This is a genomic window from Brachybacterium avium (assembly GCF_002216795.1).
Taxonomy (GTDB): domain Bacteria; phylum Actinomycetota; class Actinomycetes; order Actinomycetales; family Dermabacteraceae; genus Brachybacterium; species Brachybacterium avium.
In genome coordinates this window covers 1,443,947-1,460,119 of record NZ_CP022316.1, presented here as the reverse complement: position 1 = coordinate 1,460,119, position 16,173 = coordinate 1,443,947, and the positions used below count along the sequence as shown (strand labels likewise).

Here is a 16,173-nt window from a genome sequence, read left to right as displayed (position 1 = left end):
TGCCGCTGCACTGCCGGCCCGATCACGCTGGATACGCTGTCGCGACCGTCCGGTCGACTGCGGCGGGCGGACGTGCCTCCGGCCGCCTGATCTGCAATGGTGAGCATCATGGACGACACTCATGGCGCATCGCCCTCCGAGGAGCCGCCGACAGGAGCCCGGGTGCTGCTCGTGGCGGACCCCGGCCTGCCCACGGTGAGGGCCCGCTCCATCGAGAGCCAGCTGCAGCAGATGCTCGACGACGCCTACAGCCCGCCGATCAGCCTCGAGGTGAGCACGGCGATGCTGCGCCTGCGGGCGGACGAGACGCTGGACCTCTCCCGGGCCGTGGAGCTGTCGGAATCCTTCGGCGATCCGGACGTGGTGCTGCTGCTGACCGAGATCCCGCGCCTGCAGGACGGCCACCCGCTGATCGCGGAGATCTTCCCGGAGCAGAGCATCGCGGTGATCTCCTGCCCCACCCTGGGGGTGATCACCACGGGCCGCCGGATCCTCGATGTGATGATGAGCTGCACGGTGCGGCTGAAGCCGATGCGCGGCGCCCGCGACATCTCGCGCTACGAGCGCTGGTGGACGACGTGGCGGGAGGGGGACGGCGCGGAGGAGCATCCGCTCCTGCTGGGGTCGCGGTTCTTCGGCGGCGCCCGGACGGTGACCGGCATGGTGATGGGCAACGAGCCGCTGCGCACCGCGCCGAGGCTCTCCAGCGCTCTGGCGGCCGCTGCCGCGACCGGGGCCTTCGGCATCTTCTACAGCTCGATCTGGTCGATGTCGATGTACCTGAGCACCACGCGTCTGGTGGGCATCGGGGTGCTCGCGATGCTCGCGATCACGGCCTGGCTGATCGTCGGCAACAAGCTCTGGGATGCACCGAGGAATCAGGGCCTCGCCCGGGTGGTGCTGCTCTACAACCTCTCCACCGTGCTCACCCTGCTGATGATCGTCGGCCTGCTGTATCTGACCCTCGTGGTGCTGATCTTCGCCGGAGGGCTCATCGTGATCGCCCCGCAGTACCTGTCCGAGGTCATCGGGCGTGATGCCGAGGTGGTGCGATATCTGGACATCGCCTGGCTGAGTGCGGCGATGGGGATCGTCGCCGGGGCGCTGGGATCGAGCTTCGACAAGGAGACCGATCTGCGCAGCCTCACCCACGGCCAGCGCGAGCGGCAGCGGATGTACACCGAGGAGAAGGACGCGTGAGCGATCTCGTCCCGGCGCGCACCCTGTGGGTGGGCTGCGGCCGGCTCGGACGCCGCGCCGGCGCGGCGCTGGTGGGAGCTGGGGGAGAGGTGCACGCGCTGCGCCGCGACGTGAGCGGCCTGCCCGAGGGGTTCTACGCCGTGCCGGCGGATCTGGCGAAGCGCGCGGACCGGATGCTCCCCGAGGTCGACGCGATGGTCATCACCCTGCCGCCGCCCGAGGCCGCCGGCGGGTACACGACGGTGCTGCGCCACCTGGCCGCCGCCCTCCCGCAGCTCCCGGCACGCACCGTGTTCGTCTCCTCCACCCGGGTGTTCGAGGGGTACGCAGGCCGAGCCGACCCCGCCCCCGTGCTCACCGAGGACGATGCCCCGCAGCCGCTCGGCGAACGGGCCCGCAGCCTCCTGGACGGCGAGCAGGCGGCGCGGGACCTCTTCGGCGCGCTCGTGGTGAGGCCGGCGGGGATCTACGGTCCCGGCCGGGACCGGATGCTCCGCACGGTGCGGGAGGGGCGGCCCATCGCGCACCGGCGACGCACCAACCGGATCCACGAGGAGGATCTCGCACGCATCCTGGTCGCACTGCTCGAGCACCCGGATCCGCCGACGCTGCTGCATGCCGTCGATGAGGCACCAGCGCGTCTCGGCGAGGTGGTCACGCATATCGCTGATCGGCTCGCACTGCCTGTCCCGCCCACTGTCGAGCCTGACCCCGGTCACGGCACGGTGATGAGCGGAGCGCTGCGGAAGCAGCTATTCGGCCGGCTGCGCCATCCGGACTTCCGCTCCGGATACGACGCGATGCTGGCAGACCTGCGGCGCTGACCGTTCGCCGGCGGCGCTCACCGCGCCGGATCAGGAGCCGCGCAGGTTCAACCGATCCTCGTGATGGGGAAGGAACGACAGGCCGATCATGGTCAGCGCCAGGACGAAGTACAGCCAGTCGTCGAAGAGGTTGATCGAGACGAAGTTCGCCATCGAGCCCTTGTCGACCAGCAGCCCGAAGATCCACAGCAGCACGTTGACGATCCCGCCGACACGGAGATACCACCGCGCCGTGCTGGAGAGCCTGGACAGGCCGAGACCGCCGAGGCCGAGCAGCAGGAAGATGACGTTGTGCATCACAGACACCTGGAAGATGCCCAGCAACATCGCGTCCGAGCCGGAACCCATCTCGATCGCATTGAAGTTCATCGTCAGGACGGGGACGAAGCCGGCGAAGCCGAGGGCGAGGAAGCCGAGGCCGCAGAACAGGGCGGCCCTCTGCACCGGGGAGCGCATTCTCATCTGTGCGGCGTTGGGAGTGGTGGGGTCGGTGATCATCGACGACTCTCCGATCGTGAGCTCCACTGAGGAGCTTCGACGTCACGCCCGGCACGGGGTTCGCGTCGAGCTGGTTCACCACGGAGCGGGTACGTTCCGCTTATAACACACCCTATGCCTGTACGCGAGTTGTGCACAAGCGGCGATCGGGCGGGTGGCCCCGACATCCACCCGATGCGGCAACGGCACCGTTTCGTGGGCGTTCGTGACGAGTCGACGCAAGCTCTGGACGAACGGGCCCGATTGCAGTTAAAGTCTGGCCGTAACGTCCACTCCAGATCGGATCGACCATGCAACGTCGCACCGTCGTCTTCGACTTCGACGGCACCCTCGCTCTGGGTCGCGGCCCACTCGATGCTTACGCCGCCAGCCTCGGCCCGTTGGTCGGGGAACATGTCGTCACGGCCTGCCAGGAGGCGATCGGGCGCTTCGACGCGGGTGGCACTCCGTTCAAGGACGCCTACGATGCCGTCCGGGTCGCTGCCCTCGAGCACGGGGCCACCGACGACCAGCTCTCCGCTGCCTACCTGCACAGCCGGGAGCTCCTGGCAACCGGCGCCGCGCCTATCCACGCACCCGATGGGTTGGGGGACTTCATGGCAGAGCTCGCGCGCAGTGCGGTCTGCGTGCTCGCCACGAACGCCCCCGAGGTGGGAATCGACCGCGCCCTGTCCGTCCTCGGAGTCACAGATGCGCTCGCCGGTGTGCACTGCGCCGTCGGTAAGCCGGCGGGACTGGGACCGATCATCGCCGCCCATCTCGCCCACGGACCGACGCTCGCCGTCGGCGATATCTGGGAGAACGACCTCGCCCCCGCCCAACTCCTGGGAGCGGACACGGCCCTGGTCGGGGTCACCGACCCTGCCGGAACGGTGACCATGCGCGGCGCCACCCTCACCGACCTGTACGACGACATCCTGACTTGGGCCACTCAATCGCCTACCCCGACTCCGGTGCCGTTGAGCACCGGCCAAGCTCCCGGAAGGGCCCTCTGACATGCGAATCTCCTCAGCAATACCTGCCGTGCTGGCCGTAGCCGCCCTCGCACTCGCCGGCTGCAGCTCCCCCGACGGAGCCGACGACGGCGAGTGGCCGGAAGAACTCACCATCTCGCTGGTCCCCTCCGTCCAGGGAGAGGATCTCGCCGAAGCGCTCGACCCGCTGACCGAATACCTCTCCGACGGGCTCGGAATCGAGGTCAATGGCGTGGTGGCCACGGACTACGCGGCCACCGTCGAGGCTCTCGGCGCAGGCCAGTCCCAGGTCATCATCACCGACGCCGGCTCCCTCTACCACGCCACAACGCAGTTCGACGCCGAACTGATCCTGCGCGATGTCCGGTTCGGAGCCACGTCCTATGCCTCGATGGCCGTGACGAACAACCCCGACAAGTACTGCGACGGGGAGGTCGTGACCGCCAGTTACGAGGCCTCCGACGACGAATTCTCCTACTGCAACGGAATCGAGCCCGGGTCCGAGGCGACCGGCGAGGGCCCCGGTGGTCTCGAGGCTCTCGCCAAGATCGACGCCGACACTCCCGTCGCGCTGCAGGCAGCCACCTCCCCCGCCGGGTACCAGTACCCGATCGTGAGCATCAAGGAACAGGGGATCGACACCGATCAGGACATCGACCAGATCCCCGTCGAGGGCAACAACAACGCCATCCTGGCCGTCTACAACGGTGATGCCGAGGTCGGCTTCGCGTACTGGGACGCCCGCGTGGACGTGCTCGACGAGGCACCCGACGTGGCTGAGAAGACGGTCGCCTTCGCCTATACCGACATGATCCCCAACGGTGGCGTCGCCGTCGCCGACTCCTTGCCCGACGACCTGGTCGCTGAGCTGACCGAACTGATGGATGACTACGCCTCCTCGTCCGATGAGGCCGCCACGGTCATGTTCGACCTCGTCGGACTATCGGACTGGACCGACGAGACCGCCGAGGACGAGATCGATCGTTACGGCGAAGTGCTCGAACAGTTCACCAACTGACGTCCCGTCTGCCCCCTCACCGATAGGCCGAATCACATGACGGAACAGTCCCCACCGGCCCAGTCCTCGGAGAGCTCAGCGCCGTGGTCCATCTCCCTGGACGATGTCAGCGTCACCTACCCGAACGGCACCAGGGCCCTGCGGAACGTCTCCGTAGACATCGGCGCCGGGGAGATCGTCTCGGTGGTCGGCTTGTCAGGATCCGGGAAATCCACCCTCATCCGCACCATCAACGGTCTGGTGACCGCCACCTCGGGCACCGTGACGGTCGGCGGACACGACGTCACCAGCTTGCGCGGGCGACGCCTGCGCGAACTGCGCGGCCATATCGGAATGATCTTCCAGGGTTTCAATCTGGCCGACCGGGTGAACGTGCTCAACAATGTGCTCGTCGGCCGGTTCGCTCACACGCCGACCTATCGCACACTGCTCGGGCTCACCACGGCCGCCGATAAGGACCTTGCACTGCAGGCACTCGATTCGGTCGGGATGCTCGAGAAGGTCTGGACCCGGGCCAGTTCCCTCTCCGGCGGCCAGAAGCAACGGGTAGCGATTGCCCGGGCACTGGCCCAGGAACCATCGATCATGCTCGCCGACGAACCGGTCGCCAGCCTCGACCCGCCGACTGCACATGCCGTGATGGGCGACCTGGCCCGCATCAACGCCGACCGCGGGCTGACCGTGCTCATCAACATCCATATGATGGATCTGGCCCGCCAATACGCGAACCGCATGATCGGGCTGCGCGACGGCGAGGTCGTCTACGACGGTCCCGCGGGCACCGCCACCGACGCCGACTTCGCGCAGATCTATGGTCGACCGGTGCAGACCGATGACCATTTGGGGAGTCAGAGGTGACCGAGCGCGCCACCGCTCCGCTGCAGCTGCCCGAGCGTTCACGCAGGCGTTGGCCGGCCGTGGGTGCCACCGCAGCGATCGGTATCTTCACGGTGCTGACCTGCCTGCCGGCCATCGGCGGCGTCGACGTCGACTTCTCGGCACTGGTGCGCAACTGGAGCAATGGCGCCACGAAGGTGAACCAGCTCCTGCATCCCAACTTCGCGTTCCTGCCCCGCACCGTGAGCCCGATGCTGGAGACGCTCGCGATGGCCGTCGCCGGCGCGGCGTTCGCGGCCATCGTCTCGATCCCGTTGACCCTGTGGGCGGCACGACCGAGCAATCCGAACCCCGTGACCCGCCAACTCGTGCGGTTCATCATCAACGTCAACCGTGCGGTACCTGACCTGGTGTACGCGACCGTTCTCGTAGCGATGCTCGGGGTCGGCACCCTGCCCGGGTTCGTCACCCTCTTCCTGTTCGACCTGGGTGTGGTGGTCAAACTCGTCTCCGAAGCGATCGACTCCTCCGACCATCCATATCTCGAGTCCGGTCAAGCCGCCGGAGGCACCCAGGCGCAGATCAACAAGGTCACACTGCTGCCACAGTCATGGACGCTGTTCGCGAACCAGTGGCTGTATTCACTCGAGCTGAACGTCCGCATCTCAGCGATCCTCGGGATCGTCGGTGCCGGCGGGATCGGGCGGCTCCTGGATGAGCGGCGCGGCTTCTACATGTACGGCGACGTCTCCGTGATCATCCTCGAGATCCTCGTGGTCATCGTCCTCATCGAGGCCTGCTCCACCGCGCTGCGGAGGAGGCTGCGATGACCCTCACCTCTACGCCGCGGCGCGCATCGGCGACCCTGCCCGTGCCGCCGTCCCGGGCGCCGGCAACGATCCTCGCCGTGGTGGTCGGGGTGATCATCCTGATCGCCACCGCCGGCCTCGACATCGAGTGGACCAAGCTGGGCGACGTGCCCAGCCGGGTGGTCAACTACCTGCAGCTGATGTTCGCCGATCCGAACTGGGACAAGCTGCCACGTGCACTGTTCGAGACCTGGCGATCGGTCTCGATGGCGTGGCTCGGGGCCATCGGCTGCGTGGTGGCATCGATCCCTCTGGGAATGCTCGCCGCTCGGGGCGTCGGGCCGACCTGGTTGCGGTACCTGCTGCGGGGCGTCTTCGCGATCATCCGGGCCGTGCCCGAGGTGATCATCGCGCTGATCCTCCTCACCGTCACCGGACTGACCCCATTCACGGGGGCCCTGGCGCTGGGGATCGCCGGGATCGGCACGCAGGGCAAGTGGGTGTACGAGACGATCGAGTCCGCGCAGGAGGGAGCATCCGAAGCAGTTCGTGCCGCCGGCGGCAACACCCTCGAGACGACTCGTTGGGCGCTCTGGCCCGCGGCTGCCCCGGCCCTGATGTCGTTCGCGCTGTACCGGTTCGAGCTGAACATTCGCATGTCGGCCGTGCTGGGACTCGTCGGGGCGGGCGGCATCGGGAGCATGCTGGCCAATTACGCGAACTTCCGCGAGTGGGACACTGTCGGGATGCTGTTGATCGTCGTGGTGGCCATCACGATGTGCTTCGATCTGATCTCCGGGTCGATCCGTCGCCGCATCATGGAAGGAGCCCGCCCCCGTGGCATGGACAGGTCCCACTGAGACGCCGGTATCCGCGCGGATCGCCACTCTGACCCCCTCACTGCAGCCGAGCGAACGCCGGGTGGTGGACACGATCGCGGCTGACCTCGCCGCAGCCGTGGAGTGCACGGCCCAGGAACTCGCCAATCGGGTCGGAGTCGGCCGGGCGAGTGTGATCCGCACGGCGAAGAGCCTCGGCTACGACGGTTTCCCTCAGATGCGGGTTGCGCTGGCTCGGGAACTGTCGTTCCTTCCCTCGCGCTCGGATGACGACAACTCCGTAGGGCTGCTGCGTGGCACGATCGAGAAGTTCGGCCATAGTCTGCCGCGACTGACCGAGGCCTTGACGGAGGAGGCAGTGACCGATTTCGTGGCGGCTCTTCACGAGGCCCGCCGCGTGGTCATCGTGGCCGCCGGACTGTCAGCGCCGCTCGGACTCGATGCTGCCATGCGGCTCAGCTCTGCCGGTCGGCCGGCTGAGTTCCTCCAGGATTCACTCGCTCAGCAGATTGCAGCGGGCAGCCTGGAGCCTGATTCGGTGTGCCTGGTGATCTCCGGATCAGGTGCCACGAAAGATAGTCTGGCCGCTGCCAGCACCGCCCGGGCTGCGGGAGCAAAAGTATTGGTGATGACCTCGTTCGCGCGAGCGCCCCTGGTCGCCCTCGCCGATGCGGTCATGGTGATCCCGCCCGTCAGTGAGTCCTTTCCCGACGAATTGCTCCACACCTCGCGGGCAGCTCTCGCGCTGGTGATCGAGTCCCTCGTGCAGGTGCTCCTGGTGTACCGAGGTGACCGAGGTCGGGAGGCGCGGGAGGCGGCCCTGTCACTCGTGGAGAAACGTCTCAAGGCATGAGCGGCGCTTCGCCTGTCACCACGACTGCTGACCGCGTCCGCGTGCGCGTCGCGGGTCAGCGCCCGAGGAGTCGGGCGAAGAAGCCGGGGCGCTTCGGTTCCTCGGCGTGTCCCGGGCAGCGCTCGGCCTGCGGGACGTTCTTCATCACCTGGTCGACGTGCTGGCCGCAGCCGGCCCAGGTGGTCTTGCCGCAGCTGCGGCAGGTGACTGCTCTGCACATGGTGCTCTCCTTGGAGGTGTGAGGGTTCAGGGGTGGGGGACGGTCAGCGGGCGTCCTCCCCGGCGGCCGCGAGATCGTGCTGGTCGGCGGTCCAGCGGGACCATCCGGCATAGCTGCCCTCGAGCTCTACCACGTCGTATCCGGCGCGGCGCAGGGAGGCGGCGGCCACGGAATTGCGCAGCCCGGACTGGCAGAAGGTGATCAGGCGCCCGGCCTCCCGGGCGGGCAGCTCGTCCTGGTGGAACAGCACCTTGCCGGCCGAGAGCTGCTCGGCGCCGGAGATGGTGCCGTTCGTGTGCTCGCTGCGACCCCGCACATCCAGCAGCAAGGCGGTGGAGTCCTCGGCCTGCAGCTGCTGGAGATCAGCCGGCGAGACCGTCGCCGGGACCGTGCTGGGCAGGCCGTCGAGGGAGGAGACGTACCCCGTCAGGGAGTCCACCCCGACGCGCACGAAGTGGTCGCCGTAGTCCGCGGCGACGTCGGCGTCCTCGGCGAGGACGACCAGCTGGGCCGCATCGCTCTCGGGATCGAAGGCCCAGGCGATGTGGGTCGCGGCCTTGCCGAGGGAGGGGATGCTCAGGGCGCCCGGCACGGTCCCGGTGTGGACCTCGTCCACGGGGCGCGTGTCGACCAGGGCGAAGGTGCCGTCCTCGAGGCCGCGGACGAGCACATCGGTGCCCATGGGGCGGGGTGCGGGGCGCTCGCCCAGCAGCGCCGGGCCCGCCTTGTTCTGGCGCTTCATCCGCGCGAAGTAGGCGTGGGCGTCGGGCTGACCGTCGAGCAGCTCGTCGATGAAGCCCTGCTCATCATCGCGCTCGAGGTAGGGCGCCCACCAGGCGAACCTGCGCTCGTAGCCGACGGTGGTGGACGGCAGGGCACCCAGCGCCTTGCCGCAGGCGGAGCCGGCGCCGTGGCCGGGGAAGACCTGCACATGGTCGGGCAGGGTGAGGAAGCCGCTCTTGAGCGAGGCGAACAGCTGCTTCGCTCCCTCGAAGCGGGTGTTCTCCATACCGGCGGCCTCGTCCAGCAGGTCGGGCCGGCCCAGGTCGCCGGAGAAGACGAAGTCCCCGGTGAGGTAGTAGCCGGGCTCGTCGGCGAAGGCGCCGTCGGTCACCAGATAGGAGAGGTGCTCGGGAGTGTGGCCCGGGGTGTGGCGGGCGGTGATGGTGAGGTTGCCGAGCGTGAGGGTGTCGCCATCGCGCAGGAGCTCGGCATCGAAGCCGTAGCTCCAGTCCTCCCCGCCCTCGCCGGAGACGTATGTGGAGGCGCCGGTCGCGGCGGCCAGTTCCCGGGTCCCGGAGAGGAAATCGGCGTGGATGTGGGTCTCGGTGACGGCAGTGATGGTCATCCCGTGCTGCGCGGCGAGGTCGCGGTACATCTGGATGTCGCGGCGCGGGTCGACCACCAGTGCGACGTTCTCGGCCTGGCAGCCGATGAAGTAGCTGGCCTGGGACAGGTCTTCGTCATAAATGCGTTCGAGAAGCATGGATCCTCCTGAAGTGCTGCATCCTGCGATCATGAGACCGCGCATACCCCCAAGGGTATCAAGTACCCCTGGGGGTATACAAGGTCGGGGCGGACGGGTCGCGGCCCAGTGGTGACGCGTTCATTCTCTCGCCCAGGTGAGTGTTCTGGCCAGGGATGGTGGATGCAGCCCGCTTTGGTGGGTCGGCGCGCACCCGTGGGATATGAGCAACACCCCTGGGGGTATACGATCGGGGAGTCGTCGCCGCCAGCAGATGCCGTCAGGAGATCGCCATGGAACTCGACCCCGCCGACATGACCCCGGTCATCAACCGCCTCAAGCGCGCCCAGGGCCAGCTCGCCGCCGTCACCCGCATGATCGAGGAGGGGCGTGAATGCAAGGACGTCGTCACCCAGCTCGCAGCCGTCTCCAAGGCGCTGGACCGCGCCGGCTTCGCGATCATCGCCAGCGGCATGGAGCAGTGCATGAACAGCCCTGACCAGGAGCTGGACCGCAAGGAGCTGGAGAAGCTCTTCCTCTCCCTGGCATGAGGGGGAGGCGGGCGATGTCGGCGATGCCACCGGCGCCCTGAGCTGCCGGGGGTGCCTCAGCGCCAGCTGTGCTTGGGGCCGTAGCCCAGCACGGTGCGGGCCTTGTCGATCGACAGCAGCGTGCCATGGCCCGAGATGTCGCCGCGCACCGGCGTGCCGGGGAACACCTCGGCGACGAGCTCGGTGTTGTCGCGGGACATGACGGTATCCGCGGCGGCGATGATGAAGCGGTCGAAGCCGGTGGCCGGGTGTTCCAGCGCCAGGCGCACGGCCGCGGCGCCGTCGCGGCCGTCGACATAGCCCCAGAGGTTCCAGCGGCGCAGCTGCGCATCGGCGTCGAAGGAGGGGAAGGCGGCGTAGTCCTCCTCGTCCATGACGTTCGAGAACCGCAGCGCGATGATCTTCAGCTCCGGATGCCACCGCGTGAGCTCGATCGCCAGCTGCTCCTCGAGATGCTTGGACAGCGAGTAGGTGGACTCCGGGCGGGCGGGGTACTCCTCATCCACCGGGATGTACGGCGGCGGGGTGTCGAAGGGGAGCCCGAGGACGGTCTCGCTGGAGGCTGTGACGATGTTCCGGATCCCTGCCTTGAGCGCGGCGGTGAACACGTTGTAGGTGCCCAGCAGGTTGTTGTGGAACGTCGCGGTGTTGGTCGCCAGGCCCGGGGCCGGGATCGCGCTCAGATGCACGACGGCATCGAAACCCTGCGGCGCCTGCTCATCGATGCCCGTGAGCGCATCGAGCACCTGGCCGGCATCGGTCAGATCGATCTGCACGAAACCTTCGCCGCGCTCGCCGGAGCGGTCCAGGTTCACCACCTGGTGCCCGTGGTCCCGCAGATGCCGGACCACCGTTCGCCCGAGCTTTCCCGAGCCACCTGTCACTGCGATTCTCATGGGGCCATCGTGCACCCTCGGGCGGTGCGGCGCTCCTCTTTTCCGGCCCGGACGGCGAGCCCGTCACCGACGGGAACGGCGAGCCCGTGCGCCCGACCACCACCGACGCGAACGGCTACTACACCTTCGAGAACCTTCCGGTGCTCGAGGAGGGCCAGTCCTACACGGTGAGCGTCGACCGCGACAGCTCGGCGGAGGCTCTCGAGCCCTACCTGCCGACGATCGAGAACGAGGGCAGCCGTGACGGCGACTCCTCGACCTGGACCGCCTCGTCGCAGGGCCTGACCGAGGACGGCCAGCGTGATGACACGCTCGACTTCGGTTTCATCCTGCAGGCCGACCCGGAGCCCACGCCGGACCCGGAACCGACTCCGGACCCGGAGCCGACCCCGAGCCGCAGCCCCAGCCGGAGCCCGCTCCGGAGGACGGCGAGCAGCCGGAGGGTGAGCAGCAGCCCGAGACCGAGAAGAAGCCCGCGGAGAAGAAGGACGGCGACCTCGCTCGCACCGGCTTCGAGACCGCAGGCCTCCTCGGACTGGCGCTGATGCTGGTCATCGGTGGCGCCCTGCTCATCCGCCGCGCTCGCAGCTCGAGGAGCTGACAGCTCGCAGCGACCAGGAGGCTCCGGATCCCGCATACCCGCGGAGCCGGAGCCTCGTGGTGTGTACGGAGAGTGACCAGAAGCTTCGCGGTGCGATGACGCCCCGCCCACCGGAAATGTTCGGAGCGGCTTCGGCCCGATCATCGCCGGATCTCGGAATCCGCCGATAAATCGCTGTGACCGGCCGGAACTCTTCGATACGGTGCCCGCATGATGACCGACAACGCTGACGACCCCGCCCCGGACGCGGCGCGCCGCTCTGCTGCCGAGCTCGCCGCCACCCTCCATACCGCCGTCGAGGACAGCGCCTTCAGCGGCGTGATCCGCGTGGACCACGGCGGCACCACCGTGCTCGAGCAGGGCTACGGCCTCGCCGATCGCGCCTATGAGATCGCGATGACCCCCGGGCACCGCCTGGGGGTCGCCAGCATCTCCAAGGGCTTCACCGCCCTCGCGATCGGTGCGCTGATCGATGATGGCGCCCTCGCCCTGGACGCCCCGGTGCGCCCGCTGCTCGGCGAGGACCTGCCCGAGGTCGACGACGCGGTCACGGTCCAGCACCTGCTGGCCCACACCTCGGGGATCGGCGACTACCTCGACGAGAGCGCGGCGGAGATCACCGACCACGTGCTCGAGGTCCCCGTCCACACCCTCGTGGACACGGAGGACTTCCTGAGTGTCCTCGACGGCCACCCGCAGGTGAGCATCCCCGGTGACCATTTCGAGTACAACAACGCCGGGTACGTGCTGCTCGCCCTGCTCGCCCAGCGGGTCGCCGGCTGCGATTTCCACGAGCTCGTCCGCACCCGTGTGCTCGCCCCGGCCGGCATGACCGCGACGGACTATCCGCGGATGGATGAGCTCGGCGGGGACGTGGCGCGCAGCTATCTCGAGGAGGAGGGGCTGCGCACCAATGCGCTGCACCTCCCGGTGCGGGGCAGCGGCGACGGCGGCGCGGTCACCACCGCCGCCGACCTCGCTGCGTTCTGGCCCGCGCTGCTCGAGGGGCGCATCGTCTCCCCCTCCACGCTCGAGGCGCTCACGGCCCCGCGCGTCGTGGTCGAGGACGAGGAGATGCGCTACGGGCGCGGCTTCTGGCGCGGCCTGGACTCCGAGCTGCTGATCCTCGAGGGCTATGACGCGGGAGTCTCCGCGCGCACCTGGCACGATCCCGCGACCGGGATCACCGCCTCGGTGCTGGCGAACCACTCCGACGGGGCGTGGCCCGTGGTGGTGGCGACCGACGGGGAGTGAGGCACCGTAGCGTCGATGCCTCTGCTGCGTACGGCGATCCCGGCTCTGCGTCACGCGATCAGGATGAGGATGTGGCTGCAGAAGTATGGGGAGATCGTGCGGAACGGAGCAGCCATACTTTGAGGAGTGAAAAAGTATGAGCATGTCCCGGATCGCGCTGTCTGTATACTTTTATGCAGAGAAAAGTATGGCTGACGGAGAGGGCGCCGCCTCATGACACTTTTCGGGATCGATCCGGTCGCCGACGCCGTCCATGATGCTCTCCGAGCCCTCGAGCGAGGTGAGAAACCCGGCGAGCGACGCCTGTTTGACTTCAAGGAGGAGGCAGGACGACGGGACGCGGGAGGAGTTCTCCGTCCAGGAGGGCCTCGCAACGAGTCCGCAGCGAAGAAGCTCGCAGGCGAGGTCGCGTGCATGGCGAACTCCCCCGGCGGCGGAGCGCTGATCGTCGGGGTCGCCGCCGATGCGACCCCGATCGGGGCGGAGCTCGACGTCGACTGGCTGCAGGTCCGCCTCTACCAACTGCTCCAGCAGGCGTACACGACGGTCGTCACGGAAGCACAGGTGCGCGGTGCGCGCGTACTCATCATCCGCTGTCCGCCGGCCGTCGAACCGATCCGATGGCAGAACAGGATCACCTGGCGCGTCGGCGACCAGTGCCAAGACGTCGACCCTGCCGCATGGCACGAACGACGTTCGCGCGCCTGGGGCTACGACTGGTCGGCGCAGAGCAGTGGCCTGCAGCCCTCTCAGGTCCGTGCCCAGGCGGTGCAGATCGCCCGCGACTTCCTGCAGCTCTCGGGAGACCCACGCGCGGAGGACCTCGCCGAGGCCTCGGAAGATGACCTGCTGCGGCGGTTGGCCGTCCTCAAGGATGACGGCACGCTCACCAACGCCGGTGCGCTGCTCTTCGCTGGGCGCCGGACTGCGGCACTGGACCTCATCCGACGCCCTGGCGCAGGTGCGGACAGCGAGGAACGGGTCCACGACCCGGGACGATCGGTGCTCGAGGAGCTCGCGGAGGTCTTCGCCGTGGTGCGGGCATACAACCCCGAAGTGCATGTCGAACGGGGCCTGGTGATCGGGCGCGTCCGAGCGCTCCCGGAACGCGCCGTGCGAGAAGCGATCGTCAATGGCGTCGCCCATCGGGAATGGACAGACGAGAGACCGACGACGGTGGAGCACATCGGCAGGACGCTGCGGGTCACGAGCCCGGGCGGGTTCTATGGCGGCGTGCGCAGAGACAACATCATCAATCACCCACCGGTCTCCCGGAACAAGGACCTCAGTCAGCTGCTGGCCACGTTGAGGATCGCCGAACGGCAGGGGGTCGGGGTGGACCGCATGTTCGCAGACATGATCCGCCATGGGCACCCGTCGCCCGTGATCGAAGAGCTCGACGGGGTCGCCGTACGAACGGTGCTTGCGGGTGAGCGCCCGGATCTGGGATGGATCGAGTGGATCTCGAGCATCGAGCCCGACCCGCGTCGAGACCTCAGGGTCCTGATGACTCTCCATCACCTGTCTGCGCAGAGGTGGACTGATCCGGTCGATCTCCACCCTCTGCTTCAGCTGACGGTCGAGGAGTCTCGCCAGGCGGTGGAGAGGCTCTTGGATCACCGCCGTGCCGAACGGCCGGTGTGTCAAGAGATCGACGGCATCCCACCATCGGCGCCAGTGCCGTCCGTCGCGATGGATGTCGAGAGCGTCGAGGCTCTCGCTGCTCTCCGCCGGTCGTCGGGAGTCACGAGTCGGCCACCCTCGCGCGAGCAGATCGCGCGCTCGTATGCGCAGGCGCGGGGGCGCATCAGCACGACGGAACTCGGGAGCATCGCGGGTGCTGCTCGCACGAACGTCGGCGGCGTGCTGCGAGCACTGGAGCACCAGGGTGATCTCGCGCCGTCACGTGAGAGCCGTCGTGGTCCTGGTTTCTACTATCGCTTCACGGGAGACCCACAGTGAGGTCGGGATCGCCTGGCAGCGCAGGCAAGGTGGGCTCAGGAATCGATCGCCGCGCGGATCCTGGCGATCACCTCGGGGAGGCGTTCGGTGACGGTGCGCCAGAAGATCTCGGTGTTCAGCGCGCCGCAGCCGCTGTGCGAGGCGATGTTCCGGGTGGTCACGATCCCGCGGCGCTCGTCCAGCGTGACGACGGTGAGATACGGGGCAAACCGGCTCGAGTCCTCGAACAGAGCGGCGAGACGCAGCACTGCGACGGTCGCGCGGTCATAGGAGCCGGAGCCCTCCGTGAATGCCTCCCGACCCTGGTGGATCACAACCTCGAGACGCCGTTCGATCTTCACCAGCTCATCGCGCAGGCTCTGGACGACGGTGGGAGCGCCCTGGGCCGACGCCGCAGTGCGCGGTCGCACGGACCATCGGGGTGCATCGGCCGAGTGGTCACCGGGCATGGTCATAGCGGCACCGCTGATCGGCGGAGGTGCGGATGGACCTCCGGTGCGTCGACGACGGCCTCCACGGGGAAGCCGAGCAGATCGGTCGCCTCGGCCACGAACATCGCGAACCCCAGGGGGTCAGCCTCCTGAGGGACATCGACGAGCAGATCGATGTCCGAGGTGTGGTGATCGGAGCCGCGTGCGACGGATCCGAAGACCCGGATGTTCATTATGCCGCGACGCGCGCCGAGTGCGATGAGCTCGTCGCGAAGTGCGGCCAGGGCCAGAGACGGTCGGTAGTCGGCTGCCGCCAGCAGCCGCTCGAGCAGTTCAGGGGAGACAGGGCGGCGGCCCGACTCGATACCGGCGATGTGTGGCTGCTGTGCCCCCACAGCCTCGGCGAGGTCCCGCTGAGTCATGCCGGCGTCCCGGCGCGCGGCTCTGACGAGACCGGGCGCATCTGAGACGGGGAGAGACATGGAGCGATTATACCTGCAATGGTATGTGCGTAGCGGCTCGATGGTGCGCGCACGACGACTCCAGCGCGTTCGGACGACAGCCCACGTCGGCGGCTCGAGCTGGATTCTCTGACGTCGAAGCCGGCGCGACGCAGGGCGGAGGATGCCACGGTGTTGCGCAACCCGGACTGACAGAAGGTCACGATCTGACCGAAATCCGGTTCCGACAGCTCGCTCTGATGGAACAGCACCTTCCCGCAGGAGAGCTGTTGGGCGCCAGGGATGGAGCCGCCGGCGAAGTCGTTGCGGGTGCACACATCCGCCAGCGGCACGTCGCACAGCCCCTCGAGTCCGCCCGGTGCTGCTGGCCGCTGTGGGCCGGGGCTCTCGGGGAGTGCACGTCGGGCATCGCATATATGCCCCTCGAGGAGGGCGCGGACGGCAAGGCGCGGTCACCCAGCATTCCGCCGTCTCCGAGGG

General features: G+C 68.2%; 19 protein-coding genes. 12 read left to right on the top strand and 7 right to left on the bottom strand.

The features are described 5' to 3' along the window. Positions 1–108: 108 nt before the first annotated feature. Positions 109–1,200 carry a hypothetical protein gene (locus CFK39_RS06630; RefSeq protein ID WP_089066319.1) on the top strand — a complete coding sequence of 364 codons (1,092 nt, stop codon included), beginning with the start codon at positions 109–111 and terminating at the stop codon, positions 1,198–1,200. After that, positions 1,197–2,024 (top strand): sugar nucleotide-binding protein, encoded by an 828-nt coding sequence (locus CFK39_RS06625; protein WP_245822957.1) that lies wholly within the window; start codon positions 1,197–1,199, stop codon positions 2,022–2,024. Before CFK39_RS06630 ends, CFK39_RS06625 begins: the two co-directional genes overlap by 4 nt. 30 nt (positions 2,025–2,054) lie before the next feature. Here the strand turns inward: CFK39_RS06625 and CFK39_RS06620 are convergent, their stop codons facing one another. Next, a complete protein-coding gene (locus tag CFK39_RS06620) occupies positions 2,055–2,522 on the bottom strand; it encodes a DUF4383 domain-containing protein (RefSeq protein WP_089066317.1) in 468 nt (155 codons plus the stop codon). A gap of 290 nt (positions 2,523–2,812) precedes the next feature. Between CFK39_RS06620 and CFK39_RS06615 the strand changes: the two genes are divergently transcribed. From CFK39_RS06615 to CFK39_RS06590, 6 genes are all read left to right on the top strand, one after another. Further along, positions 2,813–3,517, top strand: coding sequence for an HAD family hydrolase (locus CFK39_RS06615; protein ID WP_177348989.1), 705 nt, complete (start codon positions 2,813–2,815; stop codon positions 3,515–3,517). A 1-nt stretch (position 3,518) separates the two neighbouring features. Further along, positions 3,519–4,514: a phosphate/phosphite/phosphonate ABC transporter substrate-binding protein gene (locus CFK39_RS06610; RefSeq protein ID WP_089064803.1), complete on the top strand. Its 996-nt coding sequence runs from the start codon at positions 3,519–3,521 to the stop codon at positions 4,512–4,514. Between the two features lie 36 nt (positions 4,515–4,550). Then, entirely contained in the window at positions 4,551–5,372 is an 822-nt protein-coding gene (gene phnC / locus CFK39_RS06605; protein ID WP_089064802.1) for a phosphonate ABC transporter ATP-binding protein, read from the top strand. Beyond that, positions 5,369–6,181, top strand: coding sequence for a phosphonate ABC transporter, permease protein PhnE (gene phnE, locus CFK39_RS06600; RefSeq protein ID WP_218192268.1), 813 nt, complete (start codon positions 5,369–5,371; stop codon positions 6,179–6,181). Before phnC ends, phnE (CFK39_RS06600) begins: the two co-directional genes overlap by 4 nt. After that, positions 6,178–7,020: a phosphonate ABC transporter, permease protein PhnE gene (gene phnE, locus CFK39_RS06595; protein ID WP_089064801.1), complete on the top strand. Its 843-nt coding sequence runs from the start codon at positions 6,178–6,180 to the stop codon at positions 7,018–7,020. The genes phnE (CFK39_RS06600) and phnE (CFK39_RS06595) overlap by 4 nt, the downstream gene beginning before the upstream one ends. A gap of 61 nt (positions 7,021–7,081) precedes the next feature. Continuing rightward, entirely contained in the window at positions 7,082–7,852 is a 771-nt protein-coding gene (locus CFK39_RS06590) for a MurR/RpiR family transcriptional regulator (protein WP_245822956.1), read from the top strand. 55 nt (positions 7,853–7,907) lie between these two features. Here CFK39_RS06590 and CFK39_RS16420 read toward each other — a convergent pair whose 3' ends face one another. Beyond that, entirely contained in the window at positions 7,908–8,072 is a 165-nt protein-coding gene (locus CFK39_RS16420; protein WP_089064799.1) for a hypothetical protein, read from the bottom strand. Between the two features lie 43 nt (positions 8,073–8,115). Then, positions 8,116–9,558 (bottom strand): MBL fold metallo-hydrolase, encoded by a 1,443-nt coding sequence (locus CFK39_RS06580; RefSeq protein ID WP_089064798.1) that lies wholly within the window; start codon positions 9,556–9,558, stop codon positions 8,116–8,118. 272 nt (positions 9,559–9,830) lie between these two features. On the opposite strand from CFK39_RS06580, the gene CFK39_RS06575 reads away from it, so the two are divergent. Then, positions 9,831–10,088 carry a metal-sensitive transcriptional regulator gene (locus tag CFK39_RS06575; protein WP_089064797.1) on the top strand — a complete coding sequence of 86 codons (258 nt, stop codon included), beginning with the start codon at positions 9,831–9,833 and terminating at the stop codon, positions 10,086–10,088. Between the two features lie 56 nt (positions 10,089–10,144). On the opposite strand, the gene CFK39_RS06570 is transcribed toward CFK39_RS06575, so the two are convergent. Beyond that, the gene (locus CFK39_RS06570; protein ID WP_089064796.1) at positions 10,145–10,984 is read right to left on the bottom strand and encodes an NAD-dependent epimerase/dehydratase family protein; all 840 of its coding nucleotides are present in this window, start codon (positions 10,982–10,984) and stop codon (positions 10,145–10,147) included. An 86-nt stretch (positions 10,985–11,070) separates the two neighbouring features. On the opposite strand from CFK39_RS06570, the gene CFK39_RS16535 reads away from it, so the two are divergent. The 3 genes from CFK39_RS16535 (at position 11,071) to CFK39_RS06555 (ending at position 14,801) form a co-directional block, all read left to right on the top strand. After that, complete coding sequence (locus CFK39_RS16535) at positions 11,071–11,529, top strand: hypothetical protein (protein WP_089064795.1); 459 nt, start codon at positions 11,071–11,073, stop codon at positions 11,527–11,529. A 266-nt stretch (positions 11,530–11,795) separates the two neighbouring features. Continuing rightward, a complete protein-coding gene (locus tag CFK39_RS06560) occupies positions 11,796–12,839 on the top strand; it encodes a serine hydrolase domain-containing protein (protein ID WP_245822955.1) in 1,044 nt (347 codons plus the stop codon). A 414-nt stretch (positions 12,840–13,253) separates the two neighbouring features. Continuing rightward, positions 13,254–14,801: an ATP-binding protein gene (locus CFK39_RS06555; protein WP_172805650.1), complete on the top strand. Its 1,548-nt coding sequence runs from the start codon at positions 13,254–13,256 to the stop codon at positions 14,799–14,801. Between the two features lie 35 nt (positions 14,802–14,836). On the opposite strand, the gene CFK39_RS06550 is transcribed toward CFK39_RS06555, so the two are convergent. The 3 genes from CFK39_RS06550 to CFK39_RS17295 are packed head-to-tail and all read right to left on the bottom strand — an operon-like array spanning position 14,837 to position 16,010. After that, positions 14,837–15,256, bottom strand: coding sequence for a ribonuclease HepT family protein (locus CFK39_RS06550; protein WP_089064793.1), 420 nt, complete (start codon positions 15,254–15,256; stop codon positions 14,837–14,839). Next, on the bottom strand, positions 15,253–15,714 hold the full coding sequence (locus tag CFK39_RS06545) for a helix-turn-helix domain-containing protein (protein WP_089064792.1): 462 nt from the start codon (positions 15,712–15,714) through the stop codon (positions 15,253–15,255). Before CFK39_RS06545 ends, CFK39_RS06550 begins: the two co-directional genes overlap by 4 nt. Continuing rightward, positions 15,651–16,010, bottom strand: coding sequence for a rhodanese-like domain-containing protein (locus tag CFK39_RS17295; RefSeq protein WP_338027716.1), 360 nt, complete (start codon positions 16,008–16,010; stop codon positions 15,651–15,653). The genes CFK39_RS06545 and CFK39_RS17295 overlap by 64 nt, the downstream gene beginning before the upstream one ends. Positions 16,011–16,173: the final 163 nt, after the last annotated feature.

Bases quoted from the DNA above. Each gene is read 5' to 3' on its own strand.
- CFK39_RS06630 (WP_089066319.1), top strand. From the start codon at position 109: ATGGACGACACTCATGGCGCATCGCCCTCCGAGGAGCCGCCGACAGGA.
- CFK39_RS06620 (WP_089066317.1), bottom strand. From the start codon at position 2,522: ATGATCACCGACCCCACCACTCCCAACGCCGCACAGATGAGAATGCGC.
- CFK39_RS06615 (WP_177348989.1), top strand. From the start codon at position 2,813: ATGCAACGTCGCACCGTCGTCTTCGACTTCGACGGCACCCTCGCTCTG.
- CFK39_RS06610 (WP_089064803.1), top strand. From the start codon at position 3,519: ATGCGAATCTCCTCAGCAATACCTGCCGTGCTGGCCGTAGCCGCCCTC.
- phnC (WP_089064802.1), top strand. From the start codon at position 4,551: ATGACGGAACAGTCCCCACCGGCCCAGTCCTCGGAGAGCTCAGCGCCG.
- phnE (WP_089064801.1), top strand. From the start codon at position 6,178: ATGACCCTCACCTCTACGCCGCGGCGCGCATCGGCGACCCTGCCCGTG.
- CFK39_RS16420 (WP_089064799.1), bottom strand. From the start codon at position 8,072: ATGTGCAGAGCAGTCACCTGCCGCAGCTGCGGCAAGACCACCTGGGCC.
- CFK39_RS06580 (WP_089064798.1), bottom strand. From the start codon at position 9,558: ATGCTTCTCGAACGCATTTATGACGAAGACCTGTCCCAGGCCAGCTAC.
- CFK39_RS06575 (WP_089064797.1), top strand. From the start codon at position 9,831: ATGGAACTCGACCCCGCCGACATGACCCCGGTCATCAACCGCCTCAAG.
- CFK39_RS06570 (WP_089064796.1), bottom strand. From the start codon at position 10,984: ATGAGAATCGCAGTGACAGGTGGCTCGGGAAAGCTCGGGCGAACGGTG.
- CFK39_RS06560 (WP_245822955.1), top strand. From the start codon at position 11,796: ATGATGACCGACAACGCTGACGACCCCGCCCCGGACGCGGCGCGCCGC.
- CFK39_RS06555 (WP_172805650.1), top strand. From the start codon at position 13,254: ATGGCGAACTCCCCCGGCGGCGGAGCGCTGATCGTCGGGGTCGCCGCC.
- CFK39_RS06550 (WP_089064793.1), bottom strand. From the start codon at position 15,256: ATGACCATGCCCGGTGACCACTCGGCCGATGCACCCCGATGGTCCGTG.
- CFK39_RS06545 (WP_089064792.1), bottom strand. From the start codon at position 15,714: ATGTCTCTCCCCGTCTCAGATGCGCCCGGTCTCGTCAGAGCCGCGCGC.